Annotated in this window: 11 protein-coding genes, 2 tRNA genes and 3 rRNA genes; 4 read left to right on the forward strand and 12 right to left on the reverse strand. The window is 37.3% G+C overall.

Annotated features, from left to right (window positions below; genetic code table 11):
• Nucleotides 1-171: 171 nt before the first annotated feature.
• From rrf to murA, 11 genes are all read right to left on the reverse strand, one after another.
• Nucleotides 172-287: ribosomal RNA gene (gene rrf, locus AC5LW9_RS13575) — 5S ribosomal RNA — on the reverse strand.
• A gap of 128 nt (nucleotides 288-415) precedes the next feature.
• Nucleotides 416-3,314: ribosomal RNA gene (locus AC5LW9_RS13580) — 23S ribosomal RNA — on the reverse strand.
• Between the two features lie 215 nt (nucleotides 3,315-3,529).
• A tRNA-Ala gene (locus AC5LW9_RS13585) sits at nucleotides 3,530-3,605 on the reverse strand.
• Nucleotides 3,606-3,662: 57 nt separating this feature from the next.
• A tRNA-Ile gene (locus AC5LW9_RS13590) sits at nucleotides 3,663-3,739 on the reverse strand.
• A 56-nt stretch (nucleotides 3,740-3,795) separates the two neighbouring features.
• Nucleotides 3,796-5,333 (reverse strand): 16S ribosomal RNA (locus AC5LW9_RS13595).
• Together the 16S, 23S and 5S rRNA genes with 2 tRNA genes alongside form the textbook arrangement of a ribosomal RNA operon.
• A gap of 905 nt (nucleotides 5,334-6,238) precedes the next feature.
• The gene (locus AC5LW9_RS13600; protein WP_493456068.1) at nucleotides 6,239-7,309 is read right to left on the reverse strand and encodes an acyltransferase; all 1,071 of its coding nucleotides are present in this window, start codon (nucleotides 7,307-7,309) and stop codon (nucleotides 6,239-6,241) included.
• Nucleotides 7,310-7,463: 154 nt separating this feature from the next.
• Nucleotides 7,464-7,715 carry a GNAT family N-acetyltransferase gene (locus tag AC5LW9_RS13605; protein WP_198227484.1) on the reverse strand — a complete coding sequence of 84 codons (252 nt, stop codon included), beginning with the start codon at nucleotides 7,713-7,715 and terminating at the stop codon, nucleotides 7,464-7,466.
• Between the two features lie 262 nt (nucleotides 7,716-7,977).
• On the reverse strand, nucleotides 7,978-8,940 hold the full coding sequence (pfkA, locus tag AC5LW9_RS13610) for a 6-phosphofructokinase (protein ID WP_039126051.1): 963 nt from the start codon (nucleotides 8,938-8,940) through the stop codon (nucleotides 7,978-7,980).
• A 92-nt stretch (nucleotides 8,941-9,032) separates the two neighbouring features.
• Nucleotides 9,033-9,929 (reverse strand): cation diffusion facilitator family transporter, encoded by an 897-nt coding sequence (locus AC5LW9_RS13615; RefSeq protein ID WP_493456069.1) that lies wholly within the window; start codon nucleotides 9,927-9,929, stop codon nucleotides 9,033-9,035.
• An 11-nt stretch (nucleotides 9,930-9,940) separates the two neighbouring features.
• Entirely contained in the window at nucleotides 9,941-10,516 is a 576-nt protein-coding gene (locus AC5LW9_RS13620) for a DJ-1 family glyoxalase III (protein WP_334320624.1), read from the reverse strand.
• A 56-nt stretch (nucleotides 10,517-10,572) separates the two neighbouring features.
• Complete coding sequence (gene murA / locus AC5LW9_RS13625) at nucleotides 10,573-11,826, reverse strand: UDP-N-acetylglucosamine 1-carboxyvinyltransferase (RefSeq protein ID WP_493456070.1); 1,254 nt, start codon at nucleotides 11,824-11,826, stop codon at nucleotides 10,573-10,575.
• Nucleotides 11,827-12,120: 294 nt separating this feature from the next.
• Here murA and AC5LW9_RS13630 point away from each other — a divergent pair, with 294 nt between their 5' ends.
• From AC5LW9_RS13630 to can, 4 genes are all read left to right on the forward strand, one after another.
• Nucleotides 12,121-12,318, forward strand: a complete 198-nt coding sequence (locus AC5LW9_RS13630) for a YbdD/YjiX family protein (RefSeq protein WP_025314505.1) — start codon at nucleotides 12,121-12,123, stop codon at nucleotides 12,316-12,318.
• 16 nt (nucleotides 12,319-12,334) lie between these two features.
• Complete coding sequence (locus AC5LW9_RS13635) at nucleotides 12,335-13,375, forward strand: CobW family GTP-binding protein (protein ID WP_198236460.1); 1,041 nt, start codon at nucleotides 12,335-12,337, stop codon at nucleotides 13,373-13,375.
• Nucleotides 13,376-13,580: 205 nt separating this feature from the next.
• Nucleotides 13,581-14,639 carry an FAD-binding protein gene (locus tag AC5LW9_RS13640; protein ID WP_198236459.1) on the forward strand — a complete coding sequence of 353 codons (1,059 nt, stop codon included), beginning with the start codon at nucleotides 13,581-13,583 and terminating at the stop codon, nucleotides 14,637-14,639.
• A gap of 70 nt (nucleotides 14,640-14,709) precedes the next feature.
• A complete protein-coding gene (gene can, locus AC5LW9_RS13645) occupies nucleotides 14,710-15,372 on the forward strand; it encodes a carbonate dehydratase (protein ID WP_198227496.1) in 663 nt (220 codons plus the stop codon).
• A gap of 10 nt (nucleotides 15,373-15,382) precedes the next feature.
• Here can and nrdG read toward each other — a convergent pair whose 3' ends face one another.
• Nucleotides 15,383-15,847, reverse strand: a complete 465-nt coding sequence (nrdG, locus tag AC5LW9_RS13650; RefSeq protein WP_039126027.1) for an anaerobic ribonucleoside-triphosphate reductase-activating protein — start codon at nucleotides 15,845-15,847, stop codon at nucleotides 15,383-15,385.
• Nucleotide 15,848 lies beyond the last annotated feature (1 nt).

The raw sequence follows: 15,848 nt of genomic DNA on the forward strand, positions 1-15,848 counted from the left end.
TTAATAACCTATTTATAAATAATTTAGAAAAAAATTTATTAAATGTTATTAATAAATAATCATATAATCACATCTTTAAAACATAAAATTTTATATAAATTTCAGTCAGTTTTATAATCTCTATATGCAAAAAAGCCCAGCATTCCTGCTGGGCTCTCTCTATATTTAAAAGTCTGGCGGCTCCCTACTCTCACATGGGTAATACCCACACTACCATCGGCACTTCGGCGTTTCACTTCTGAGTTCGGCATGGGGTCAGGTGGGACCACCGCGCTATTACCGCCAGACATATCCTGTCTTCTCTTTCTCTCAATCAGTGCATTATCTCACATCTGCACTCATCTCTCAATCCGGAACAAACTGTTCGATTATCTCATAATCAATTACTCGCGTATCCAAAACAACTCCGAGTTGTAAGGTTAAGACTCTCGGTTCATTAGTATCAGTTAGCTCAATGTATCACTACACTTACACACCTGACCTATCTACGTCTTAGTCTCAAACGGACCTTACTGACTCTCATCAGGGAAAACTCATCTCGAGGCTAGTTTCGTACTTAGATGCTTTCAGCACTTATCTATTCCGCACGTAGCTACCGGGCAATGCAATTGGCATCACAACCCGAACACCAGCGGTGCGTTCACTTCGGTCCTCTCGTACTAGAAGCAAACCCTCTCAATTTTCCTACGCCCATGGCAGATAGGGACCGAACTGTCTCACGACGTTCTAAACCCAGCTCGCGTACCACTTTAAACGGCGAACAGCCGTACCCTTGGGACCTACTTCAGCCCCAGGATGTGATGAGCCGACATCGAGGTGCCAAACACCGCCGTCGATATGAACTCTTGGGCGGTATCAGCCTGTTATCCCCGGAGTACCTTTTATCCGTTGAGCGATGGCCCTTCCATTCAGAACCACCGGATCACTATGACCTACTTTCGTACCTGCTCGAGCCGTCACTCTCGCAGTCAAGCTAGCTTTTGCCATTGCACTAACCTCCTGATGTCCGACCAGGATTAGCTAACCTTCGTGCTCCTCCGTTACTCTTTGGGAGGAGACCGCCCCAGTCAAACTACCCACCAGACAGTGTCCCTTACCTCGATTCAGAAGTATAGGTTAGAACATCAAACATTAAAGGGTGGTATTTCAAGGTCGACTCCATGCATACTGGCGTACACACTTCTTAGTCTCCCACCTATCCTACACATTAAGGCTCAATGTTCACTGTCAAGCTATAGTAAAGGTTCACGGGGTCTTTCCGTCTTGCCACGGGTACACCGCATCTTCACGGCAATTTCAATTTCACTGAGTCTCGGGTGGAGACAGCCTGGCCATCATTACGCCATTCGTGCAGGTCGGAACTTACCCGACAAGGAATTTCGCTACCTTAGGACCGTTATAGTTACGGCCGCCGTTTACTGGGGCTTCGATCAAGAGCTTCTGCTTACGCATAACCCCATCAATTAACCTTCCAGCACCGGGCAGGCGTCACACCGTATACGTCCACTTTCGTGTTTGCACAGTGCTGTGTTTTTATTAAACAGTTGCAGCCAGCTGGTATCTTCGACTGAGTTCACCTCCGTCCGCACGGGACTTCAATTACAATCAGCGTGCCTTCTCCCGAAGTTACGGCACCATTTTGCCTAGTTCCTTCACCCGAGTTCTCTCAAGCGCCTTAGTATTCTCTACCTGACCACCTGTGTCGGTTTCGGGTACGATTAACTATAACCTGAAGCTTAGAGGATTTTCCTGGAAGCAGGGCATCAATTACTTCACTACCTTAGTAGCTCGTCATCACGCCTCAGGGTCTCAGTGACCGGATTTGCCTAATCACACCCCTACACGCTTAACCCACCATCCAATAGGTGGTAAACCTAGCCTTCTTCGTCCCCCCATCGCAGTTATAGCCAGTACGGGAATATTAACCCGTTTCCCATCAGATACGCCCTTCGGCCTCTCCTTAGGGGTCGACTCACCCTGCCCCGATTAACGTTGGACAGGAACCCTTGGTCTTCCGGCGAGCGGGCTTTTCACCCGCTTTATCGTTACTTATGTCAGCATTCGCACTTCTGATACCTCCAGCATACCTCACAATATACCTTCAACGGCTTACAGAACGCTCCCCTACCCAACACACTTGCGTGCGCTGCCGCAGCTTCGGTGCATAGTTTTAGCCCCGTTACATCTTCCGCGCAGGCCGACTCGACTAGTGAGCTATTACGCTTTCTTTAAATGATGGCTGCTTCTAAGCCAACATCCTAGCTGTCTAAGCCTTCCCACTTCGTTTCCCACTTAACTATGACTTCGGGACCTTAGCTGGCGGTCTGGGTTGTTTCCCTCTTCACGACGAACGTTAGCACCCGCCGTGTGTCTCCCATGATTAAACTTGTCAGTATTCGTAGTTTGCATCGGGTTGGTAAGCCGGGATGGCCCCCTAGCCGAAACAGTGCTCTACCCCCAACAGTTACTCATGAGGCGCTACCTAAATAGCTTTCGGGGAGAACCAGCTATCTCCCGGTTTGATTGGCCTTTCACCCCCAGCCACAGGTCATCCGCTAATTTTTCAACATTAGTCGGTTCGGTCCTCCAGTTAGTGTTAACCAACCTTCAACCTGCCCATGGCTAGATCACCGGGTTTCGGGTCTATACCCTGCAACTTAACGCACAGTTAATACTCGGTTTCCCTTCGGCTCCCCTATTCGGTTAACCTCGCTACAGAATATAAGTCGCTGACCCATTATACAAAAGGTACGCAGTCACTATTACCCAACGGTAACAGCTCCCACTGATTGTACGTACACGGTTTCAGGGTCTATTTCACTCCCCTCCCGGGGTTCTTTTCGCCTTTCCCTCACGGTACTGGTTCACTATCGGTCAATCAGGAGTATTTAGCCTTGGAGGATGGTCCCCCCTTCTTCAGACAGGATATCACGTGTCCCGCCCTACTCTATAAGCTTCCACATAACGCATTTTCATGTACGGGACTTTCACCCTCTATCGTGCGACTTTCCAGACGCTTCCATTAATACATCATGCTACCCGCTTGGGCTACTCCCCTTTCGCTCGCCGCTACTCAGGGAATCTCGGTTGATTTCTTTTCCTCGGGGTACTTAGATGTTTCAGTTCTCCCGGTTCGCCTCATCTGACTATGGATTCATCAGATGATAGTGCAGTCGCCTGCACTGGGTTTCCCCATTCGGACATCAACGGGTATAGCGCCTTTTATCGACTCACCGTTGCTTTTCGCAGATTAACACGTCCTTCATCGCCTCTGATTGCCTAGGCATCCACCGTGTACGCTTAATTTCTTAACCTTACAACTCACAGTTGTCTTGGTTTTCATTACGCTTTTTTCTCTTTCTTATACCAAACCAACATATCTTCATACATCAGCTCAACATAAAAACGAGAACTCGTTTCTTTCAGCTTGTTCCTAATTGTTAAAGAGCTTTATACTTCTATTCACTTTCCCATCTCGCGACTTCAAGTAAATACAAACATAATTTAATTCAAAAAGAGACTTCTTTAATGGTGGAGCTAAGCGGGATCGAACCGCTGGCCTCCTGCGTGCAAGGCAGGCGCTCTCCCAGCTGAGCTATAGCCCCATTTTATTTCACTTCTTCAACCCGTTAAAGCCAAAATCAGCAAAAATTAAGTTGAATTGGTGGGTCTGAGTGGACTTGAACCACCGACCTCACCCTTATCAGGGGTGCGCTCTAACCACCTGAGCTACAGACCCAATAAAGTGACTCTTTTCTTAACAAACAATCTGTGTGAACACTTACGAGCGCTTCGTAAGGAGGTGATCCAACCGCAGGTTCCCCTACGGTTACCTTGTTACGACTTCACCCCAGTCATGGACCACACCGTGGTAAACGCCCTCTCGAAAGTTAAGCTATCTACTTCTGGTGCAACCCACTCCCATGGTGTGACGGGCGGTGTGTACAAGGCCCGGGAACGTATTCACCGTGACATTCTGATTCACGATTACTAGCGATTCCGACTTCATGGAGTCGAGTTGCAGACTCCAATCCGGACTTAGACGTACTTTATGAGGTCCGCTTGCTCTCGCGAGGTCGCCTCCCTTTGTATACGCCATTGTAGCACGTGTGTAGCCCTGGTCGTAAGGGCCATGATGACTTGACGTCGTCCCCACCTTCCTCCGCTTTATCAACGGCAGTCTCCTTTGAGTTCCCGGCCGAACCAATGGCAACAAAGGATAAGGGTTGCGCTCGTTGCGGGACTTAACCCAACATTTCACAACACGAGCTGACGACAGCCATGCAGCACCTGTCTCACAGTTCCCGAAGGCACTCTCGCATCTCTGCAAGATTCTGTGGATGTCAAGACCAGGTAAGGTTCTTCGCGTTGCATCGAATTAAACCACATGCTCCACCGCTTGTGCGGGCCCCCGTCAATTCATTTGAGTTTTAACCTTGCGGCCGTACTCCCCAGGCGGTCGATTTATCGCGTTAGCTTCGGAGCCCATCACTCTAGGCAACAAACTCCAAATCGACATCGTTTACAGCGTGGACTACCAGGGTATCTAATCCTGTTTGCTCCCCACGCTTTCGCATCTCAGCGTCAGTATCTGTCCAGAAGGCCGCCTTCGCCACCGGTATTCCTCCACATCTCTACGCATTTCACCGCTACACGTGGAATTCTACCTTCCTCTACAATACTCTAGTTAACCAGTTTTAAGTGCAATTCCTAGGTTGAGCCCAGGGCTTTCACACCTAACTTAATTATCCGCCTACATGCCCTTTACGCCCAGTCATTCCGATTAACGCTCGCACCCTCCGTATTACCGCGGCTGCTGGCACGGAGTTAGCCGGTGCTTCTTCTGTAATTAACGTCAATTGATGCACCTATTAGATACATCACCTTCCTCATCACCGAAAGTACTTTACAACCCGAAGGCCTTCTTCATACACGCGGCATGGCTGCATCAGGGTTCCCCCCATTGTGCAATATTCCCCACTGCTGCCTCCCGTAGGAGTCTGGACCGTGTCTCAGTTCCAGTGTGGCTGGTCATCCTCTCAGACCAGCTAGAGATCGTCGCCTTGGTAAGCCATTACCCTACCAACTAGCTAATCCCATATGGGTTCATCGAATGGCGCATGGCCCGTAAGTCCCACGCTTTGGTCTCTCAACTTTATGCGGTATTAGCAGTCGTTTCCAACTGTTGTCCCCCTCCATTCGGCAGATCCCCATACTTTACTCACCCGTCCGCCACTCGTCATCAAGTGCAAGCACTCATGTTACCGTTCGACTTGCATGTGTTAAGCCTGCCGCCAGCGTTCAATCTGAGCCATGATCAAACTCTTCAATTTAAAGTTTGATGCTCAATAACTGTCTCTGACATAATTCAAATGAATCTTCAGTGTCACTTATCAAGACTTAATTTTTTAGTCCGTAGACTTTTAATCTTTCGTCTCGCAAGTGCCCACACAGATTGTCTGTTTCTTCTTTTTAAAGAGCTGACAGCTTTTTTAAGTTAACTAAGCTTATCGCTCAGTTTGCTGTCTCAAGGGATGCGTATACTACGCTACACCTTTTTATTCGTCAAGATCTTTTTTCAAAATTTTTGACCTTGCTCACTCACACCTTTTTCGTCTGCTTATCGCTGACGCCGTGTCAGTGGATGCGCATTATAGGCACTTTAAATTTTACTGCAAGTGTTTATTGCTATTTTTTTTCTGTTTGCATTTTTTTTGGCCTAATTCTTTTATAGAAAACCTTTCAAACTAGTAATAAAAATGAAAATTAAACAATAAAAAACATGATGTTACACACACAAACCAAGTAAAATTTAGCTGTGCACGCATTTTTCTAATTTTCAAGATAAATAATAGAACGAAAAGATTAGATGACTACTAGGCTTTTGTAGTTTTTAGTAGAAAAGCATTTAATCGACTAAAATTGTATAAGAACGTTATTTTTTAATGCTCTGGTTATTAAACTGACCATGTTTTACATTATTCAATGCTTAAAGTTTTTCTTATCAAGATTTATATAATGATACTAAATTGGTTAATAGGATAGTTTTATTACAATCAGTAAAAAAATTATTTTTGGAAAGATTAAGTGCCACCCATGTGATAATTAATGGGTGGTAGTTTTTTCTGCTAATCTGAAAATAATATTCAATATATAATAAGCTTCAGATATTTTCTTATCTAATGGACTCGGACATTTATTTTAAAACGGTTAACGTTGGAAGTTTATTAAACCTGTTTTAACGCATTCCCCCAATAAGATATTTTGCTTTGTCTTTGAAAACTAATTTTATTATGTTAGCAATGATGACACTTATCACTAAAGTTGAAACTAAAAAGCTAATTGCCCCTAATGATGCTAATTCACCATTACTTGTCTTAATAATATCACCCATTGGTGACATAGAAAGCTGACGCTCAAGTTCTATAACTATAATTTCATGAATGAAATAGATAGGAAAACTGACGTTTGCCATATAGGAAAAGAATTTATAAATCTTTCCTTCATTAACTTTATGATTTAATCCATCTAAAAAATAAAGGGCGAGTATAAATAAAATAATTTTTTGCAAAGTATCAAAATAAAGATTTTGAATACCAAAATAATCCATATAACGATAGGCAAATGGAATAAAAAAACATAAACCGAAAAGAAGGATAATTAATAACAAGTTATCTTTCACAGACTTCATAATAGTTTCATAATTTTGTTTAAGCATCATACCAATTAAATAAACTGGACCATAATGTAACAAGTTTAGAAGTGGCTTTGTAAAATCAGGTTTGGTAAACATTACCACCCAAAACATAGCTATTAGACCTGCCACAATTAAATTCTTTTTCGACCAATAAAAAAGAAGTGGTCCCATTAGGTATACAATAATTATCATTGGCATAAACCACAAAGGTAAAAGCTGCGTGCCAGTTAACATCATTTTAATTATTGAGCTGATAATGCTAGGTTCAGTTGAGGAGTACCATGGTAATCCCGATAGATATTGATAGTGATAAAAGAAAAAACAAAAAATAGACACTGAAATATAAGGGCATACTACTGTTTTAAATTTTGATAAATAGTATGTTTTAGTATCATATTTGTACGTCAAATGTTGAAACAAAAATCCAGCAATTAACACAAAAAAAGTTGTGAAATTAAATGCAAACAAATTTAAAAAAGAGAATAAATAACTATTCGCAATTAGACTAGAGTTTTTAAACACACCTAAACAGTGGCTAAAAACAATCATAATAATTGCAACACCGCGCAATATGTGAATAGAATAAATTTTTTGAGGTTTGGCAGATTCCATCTTAAAATCAAAATACTATGCTAAGATATATATAGTTATACATTACCACATATTCAAATAACTGGAACTAACATTTAAAAAAATAATATTTAAAATAAAACTTGACAATTTGTTAATTAAAATCTGTAAATTATTTAAATTAGTAGATTTAATTTTATTTGTTCAATTTTTTAATAGCAAAAGAGCAAATAGGAATAATTTTACGGTTTTCTTGTTGTAACTTTTTTACAACAAGATCTAATAATTTCTCAGCAATACCTTGACCTCGATAATCGGGATCTATGTAAGTGTGATTGATAGTAGCTTGATTCTCTCCTATTCGAGTAAAAGTCATCTCGGCTATCTGTTTATTATTTGTATCACAGACATAAAAGCGTTCGTTATCTTCTAAATAACTCAATGACATAATGTTTTCCTGCTATTTAAACTATTATTTGGAATTTGAAATTTAATAAACTGAATAAAAAAATACATATCAATAAGTGAATATAAAATTATTATCAAAAAGATAAATTAAGTTTATTGATAGTATGTAAATTAGCTGAACATTAAGAAAAAATTTAATAAATGAATGATTGAAAATGCGTTCTATCAATCATTCAATTCTTAAAAATGTTTTATAATTATTTATAGTTATGTAGATTATTTAATCGACATAATATTAATAACTAAAATAAACGTTTTGCAGTATTATAAAGATCTACATCAAATGGACGCTTCATATTATTAATAGCGTCGATTATATCATGATGTACCAATTTACCATTTTGAACGCCTACACATCTTCCTGCATGACCTTGTTGTAATAATTCAACAGCATAAGCACCCATGCGTGAACCTAAAATACGATCGTAAGGAACAGGAGAACCACCTCGTTGAACATGACCTAATACTGTTGCACGAGTCTCATGGTGAACAGCTGCTTCAATGTCTGCTGCAAGCTGGTTAACATCACACATATGCTCTGTAACGGTTACAATTGCATGTTTTTTACCTTTTGCAAAACCTAATTTAATTTCTTCGATTAAATCTTCTTTCGTATAGGACATTTCTGGAATAATCATGAATTCACAACCACCAGCAACTGCAGCATTTAATGTTAAATCACCACAATCTCGCCCCATAATTTCAATCACAGATATTCTATGGTGTGAAGAACAGGTATCACGTAATCTATCAATAGCTTCAACAGCAGTACTTAGTGCGGTGAAATAACCAATCGTATAATCGGTTCCGCGAATATCATTATCAATGGTACCTGGTAAACCAATACATGGGAAACCTTCTTCTGTTAAACGCATAGCCCCCATATAAGAACCATCACCACCAATCACGACTAAAGCATCAATTTGATGTTTTTTCAAATTTTCAATAGCTTTTTGTCTTACTGCTTTATCTTTAAATTCTGGGAATCTAGCAGAACCGAGAAATGTACCACCACGAGTAATGATATCTGACACGCTAGAACGTTCTAACTTAGTAATTCGATCTTCACAAAGACCTAAGTAACCATCATAAATACCAAAAACTTCTAACCCTTCCGTTAAAGCAGTTCTAACTACTCCTCGTATGGCTGCATTCATCCCTGGTGCATCACCACCACTAGTTAAAATACCTATTTTTTTTATCATAGAAAATAACTCCTAATAATTAACTTTTGATTATTATAGAGTCTTAACAGATTTCTAACAATAGATGATAAAAGGTATTTTGGTGTTTTTTTCTACCGTGTCGTTTCAATTGGTACAACAGAAATTGGATCTTGATGAATAATTACTGTTGCAGGAGAAAAGATCTCAGCAATATGCTTTTCTATTGAATCAGCTATAGCATGTGCTTTAACTAAAGGCATATTATCATCAAGTTCTATATGCAATTGAATAAATTTTATGGGGCCAGCTTGCCTAGTTTTTAAATCATGAAAACCATGAACATTCGGATATGATTCAACAATATTAGCAATTTTCTCGTTATCACTTTCTGGTAATGCTCTATCAAGTAAATCCTGTATCGCATTGTAAGAAATCTTATAAGCATTATAACAAATATATAAAGCAATCAAGAATGCAAATGCAGCATCTGCAAAAGAAATTCCATACCAGCTTAAAAAGAGAGCAATTATAACAGCAATATTCATTAACATATCAGAAGAATAATGTAGCATATCAGCTTGAATGGCCTTACTTTGAGTAAGTTTTACAACATACCTTTGATATAAAACAAGTATAGAAGTAATTACCGTAGATATGGCAGAAACAGTAATTCCCAACAATGGTGCTTGTAGTTCACTAGGATGAACAATAGACTTAATACTTGAAAGTAATAAAATTGTCGCCGAACCTATAATAAATGTACTTTGCGCTAGCGCTGCAAGTGATTCAGCTTTACCATGACCAAAGGTATGATCATCGTCAGCTGGTTTTAAAGCATAACGTACCAAAAAGAAATTAAGACCAGAAGCAAGTAAATCAATACTTGAGTCTAACAATGATGCAAATAAACTTATTGAACCTGTTATCCAACAGGTAATAAATTTTATAAAAATTAGAAAGATAGATATTAAAACAGCAATTAATGTTGCTTTTTTAACTAATTTTTCGTACAAATGTGAGTTTGACATTTGGTACCTTTTTATTGATAGGATTCAACTCCCACTGGAAGGACTAATTGCTGAGCAACCTCAGCTGCCTTTTTTTGCCCGACCAAAACATCAATAATTTTTAAAGCAAAATCAATTGATGTCGCAGGACCTTGACTAGTAATAACTTTATTTTGCTCATCAAAATATACTCTATCCGTTTTCCAAAATTTAAATGCACTTTTAGTAGATGGGTAACCTGTCATATATGCATTTGGAAATAAATTGTGATGTTGCAAAACTATTGCAGGAGAAGCACAAATTGCCGCTATAACACCACCAGCCTGATGAGTTTTTTTCAATATTTCGATTAATAACGAACAATCTCGAAAATTTTCTGCGCCTTTCACACCACCAGGTAAAATAACCACATCAAAATTTTCATTTTGAATTTCTGAAATAGTTTTTTGGGCTAAAATTGTTACTCCACGAGAACATTTAACTTCACAACAATTTGAAATACTAGCAGTTATGACCTTAATGTCAGCTCTGGTGAGTAAATCAATTGTTGTTACTGCTTCTGTTTCTTCACAACCTTCAGATAAAAAGACTAGTGCTTGTTTCATCATTATTGTACTCCTTTCTACCAATAAATAACTTATTTAAGTTTTAATTATGATGAATTTTATTTCACCCTTTCAATATTGGCTCCTAAACTTCTTAGTTTCTCTTCAATATTGTCATAACCTCTATCAATGTGGTAAATACGATCAACAATTGTAGAACCTTCTGCAATACAACCAGCCAACACTAAACTTGCTGACGCCCGTAAATCTGTCGCCATTACTTGTGTACCACTGAGTTTTTCTACGCCATGAGTAATTAGTGTATTACCTTCAATTTCTGCTCTAGCACCCATACGGATTAATTCTGGCACATGCATAAATCGATTTTCAAAAATCGTTTCTTTAATAATTCCAGTACTTTCAGCAACCATATTTAATAATGAAAATTGTGCTTGCATATCTGTAGGAAAACCGGGATGCGGGGCAGTATGAATATTTACAGCTTTTGCTCGTTTATTTTGCATATCTAAACAAATCCAATCGTCACCGACTTCAATATGTGCACCAGCTTCTTTTAATTTTGATATGACAGCATCAAGCAGGTTTGGATCAGTTTTACGACAAGTAATTTTTCCTTTTGAAATAGCAGCAGCTACTAAAAAAGTTCCAGTTTCAATTCGATCTGAAACAATTTCATGCGTACCACCACCTAAACTTTCAACACCTTCAATTTCAATACGCATTGTTCCAGCACCAGTAATTTTAGCACCAAGCATATTTAAGAATTTAGCTGTATCAACAATTTCTGGCTCACATGCTGCATTCTCAATTACCGTTTTACCTTCGGCTAAAGTTGCAGCAGACATAATCGTCACTGTAGCGCCAACACTCACTTTATCCATAACAATATGAGCGCCTTTTAATCGACCATCTACAGTAGCTTTAACATATCCTTCATCCAAAATAATTGTTGCACCTAATTGTTGAAGCCCAGTAATATGAAGATCAACAGGTCTTGCACCAATCGCACAACCGCCAGGTAATGAAACCTGACCTTGACCAAAACGGGCAACCAACGGTCCCAACGCCCAAATGGAAGCACGCATAGTTTTTACCAGTTCATAAGGTGCGCAATAATTATTAAGATGAGCCGCATTAAGGTGGACAGAATCATTGCGTTGACATTTCACACCTAACTGACTTAATAGCTCTAGTGTAGTATCAATATCTTTTAATTTAGGTACATTTTTTAGCTCTACAGGCTTTTCAGCTAAAATAGCCGCAAATAATATAGGCAAAGCCGCGTTTTTAGCACCTGAAATAATAACTTCACCGTTTAAAGAAGTTGGACCTTTAAGGAGAAACTTTTCCATTATAAAACTCTAATAAATAATAAATTGGTTAATATTATAAAAGTTATTTAATAATATATAAATCAATTTAGTAAAATATATTTAATTCATTAAAAGAGTTTAGGAAAAATTTTATCGATTATTATTCAATAATATTGTCGTTTTTTATGTAATGTTATAAATTACTTAAAATCAAGGATTGACTCAATTTAGATAGCACCTTATATTGAAAATGTGTTAATTATTAATACAGTCGCTTACGAGAAAAAATTAGAACTTCTAATATTCTTATTCAAAATAATTAAGAGATATAACATGTTCGATTCACTTGCCAAAGCAGGAAAATATCTCGGCCAAGCTGCTAAGCTTATGGTCGGAATCCCTGATTATGATAATTATGTTCAACACATGAAACTAACCCATCCTGAACAAACGCCTATGACTTATGAGGAATTTTTTAAAGAAAGACAAGATGCACGTTATGGTGGTAAAGGTGGATTTAAATGTTGCTAAAATTTAGAGATAACAAATGACAAACCCAATTATTTTACAACCGCTACCTGTTACTTTATTAACAGGATTTCTCGGTTCAGGTAAAACGACATTAATCAATTATTTATTAGAAAATAATCGTAACGAAAAAATAATCATTATTGAAAATGAATTTGGTCAAATAAATCTTGATAGCGATTTATTAAATACCCATTGCGATATTCAAATTGTTGAGATGACCAATGGTTGCATCTGCTGCACCGTACAAGGTGAGCTTACCGATGCGCTTCATAAATTACATGCCCAGCGCATAGCTGGTGAATTAACATTTGATCGTCTTATTATTGAAACAACAGGACTTGCCGATCCGGCCCCAATTATTCAAACATTTTTTATTGACGACTTGATTCGTGAAACGATTAAACTTGATGCTATTATTACCTTAGTTGATGCTCAACATATTTTGCAACACTTAAATGAACATCGAGTAGCGCTTTCACAGATTGGATTTGCTGATCGAATTATCGTTACTAAAACCGACTGTGTAAATGAACAGCAAAAAAATGAGATTATTAGTAGAATTAATAAAATTAATAATAAAGCTGCAATCATTGTTGCGATAAATGGACAAATACCAAAATCACAATGGATTGATATTCATTCATTCGATTTAAATGATGATTTAATCATTAATAAAGGTTTTTTTGTTGTCAATCCATTAAAAAAAATTGAAACTAACTTTAAAATTCTTCCATTACAAAATCAAACTCAATCATGGACAGATAATATTTGCTCCTATCTTTTTGAAGCTGGTGAACTTGATTTGAAAAAGATAGGTTCATTTATGGAAAACTTGGTTGAGCAATATGGTAATGACATGTTACGGTATAAAGGTGTATTAGCGATTAAAGATAACCCGCAACGTTTGATTGTTCAAGGAGTACATAAAGTTGTTGGTTTCGATTATGGTTCTTCATGGCAAGATCCTTCTGAAAAAATATCTCGATTAGTCGTAATTAGTCGTATTTTGCCATTTGATGATTTGAATCAAGAATTTTTAAAAACTATTGCTAGCTAAAAATTAGAAGATGTTTAACACAATAAAAAATAATTTCTTTTATTGGTGATTTGACCATCTTTTTTATACTCAAACGTATAGTTAACCTGAAAGATCTTTACAAAAACCAAAATTAGCAAGAGTATAACCGTAATAGTCATTTTTTATTTTATATATGATAATATGACAAGCTTTTTTAAATTTATTGAGTAAGTAATATAATAATATGGATTACGATATTGCAATCATTGGTCTTGGCCCTGCAGGTAGTACGTTAGCGCGTTTACTTAACCCATCTTTTAAGATTATTGCTTTAGATAAAAAATATCAAACTGGTGATAAAGGTTTTCATAAACCTTGTGGAGGATTATTGGCAAATGATGCTCAAAAATCTTTCATTAGACAAAAATTAAATATTCCAACTGATATTTTAACCAATCCACAAATTTTCAGTGTCAAAACTATAGATTTACAAACTAAACTAGTCCGTAACTATCAACGTAGCTATATTAGTTTTGATAGACATAAGTTTGATTTATGGTTAAAGTCACTTATTCCTTCCACAGTTACAGTTTTACATAACACTCTGTGTAAAGAAGTAAGAAGAATCATTGATGGTTATCAAATTACTTTTGTCGATGAAAATCAAATAGAACAGAATGTTACCGCTCGATACGTAATCGGTGCTGATGGTGCAAATTCAGTTGTTAGACGAATGCGCTATCCCAATCATTCCATCAGACAATATGTAGCAATTCAACAATGGTTTACTGAAAAACATTCAAATCCTTTTTATTCTTGTATTTTTGATAACCAATTAACCAATTGCTATGCTTGGAGTATGTCTAAAGATGGCTATTTTATACTTGGTGGAGCATTTCCTAAAAAAAATGCCAATAAACATTTTGAGCAATTAAAACAAAAATTAACACAACAAGGTTTTATCTTTGGTGAGCCGGTGAAAGCTGAAAAATGTTTAGTTATCTATCCTAATCGTTTCCGTGACTTTTATACTGGCAATGAAAATATATTTTTAATAGGTGAAGCGGCAGGATTTATTAGTGCAAGTTCTTTAGAGGGAATCAGTTATGCACTTGACAGCGCTGAAATTTTAAGCAAAATATTAAATAGTGGTCAACCGAAACCAAATAAGCGATATTATCAAAAAACAATACCGTTACGCCTTAAACTATATAGCAAGATTATTAAAGCCAAAATATTAACTACTCCAATTTGGCGAAAACTTATTATGAAAAGTAAGATTCAACATATAAAAACGAATTAATTAGTATAGAATTTATACCAATTAAATAACCTAATAATAATAAATATATAAAAAATAAGGAATAGTTGCCATGTTTGATGTTAATGATTTAATCCGTTTTAATCACGAATGGTCAGAAAAAATAGAGCAAGAAGATCCCGAATTTTTTAAACAACTTGCCATTGCACAAAATCCAAAATTTTTATGGATTGGTTGTTCTGATAGCCGAGTTCCTGCTGAAAAATTAATTAAGCTAAAACCCGGCGAATTGTTTGTTCATCGAAATGTCGGTAATTTGGTTATTCATACAGATCTTAATTGTCTATCTGTTGTGCAATATGCCGTTGATGTGCTAAAAATAGAAGATATTATAGTATGTGGACATTTAGGATGTGGTGGAATACGAGCTGCAGTTGAAAACCCTGACATAGGATTAATTAATAACTGGTTGCTGCATATTCGTGATTTATGGTTTCGTAATAGTTCTCTTATTGGTGAGTTTCCACCAGATATCAGATTAGATATTTTGTGTGAACTTAATGTTATTGAACAAGTTTATAATTTAGGCCATTCAACAATTATTCAATCAGCATGGCAACGCGGTCAAAGAGCAAATTTACACGGCTGGGTTTATGGTATTGATAATGGCAAAATTACAGATTTACATATCACATCATCTAGTAGTGAAAATCTCGAAATTAATTATCGAGAAGCAATTTCTTATCTTTTAAATTTACATAAATCACAACAATAATTCTAAAGCTTTACTTAAAACGATAAATGATTTGATTGCTGCTTCCTCGCCATAATAGTCGAGGATCAGCTAGTTCTTGAACAAATTTACCATCAATTAGCACATCAATATAAGATACAACTTCTTGCTGATCGGCACTTAATTCATCAAGTTTATACCCTGTCCATAACCAAATATCTTTGTTATCACATTCAGATTTAACACGTTTAACAAGTTTTAATATTGCAGGAACATTTTTTGGATGTAAAGGATCACCGCCAGAAAGCGATAATCCTTGACGTTTTATTTCTGTGTCTTGTAAATCTTTAATGATTTGATCTTCAAGTGATTGTGTAAACGGCGAACCTGAATTAACTCCCCATGTACTTTTGTTATAACAACCCGGACATTGATGTTCACAGCCAGCAACAAAAAGTACACAACGGGTTCCTTCGCCATTTACAACATCAACAGGATAATAGCGATGATAATTCATA

The sequence above is a fragment of the Gilliamella sp. LMG 34360 genome, assembly GCF_984568995.1.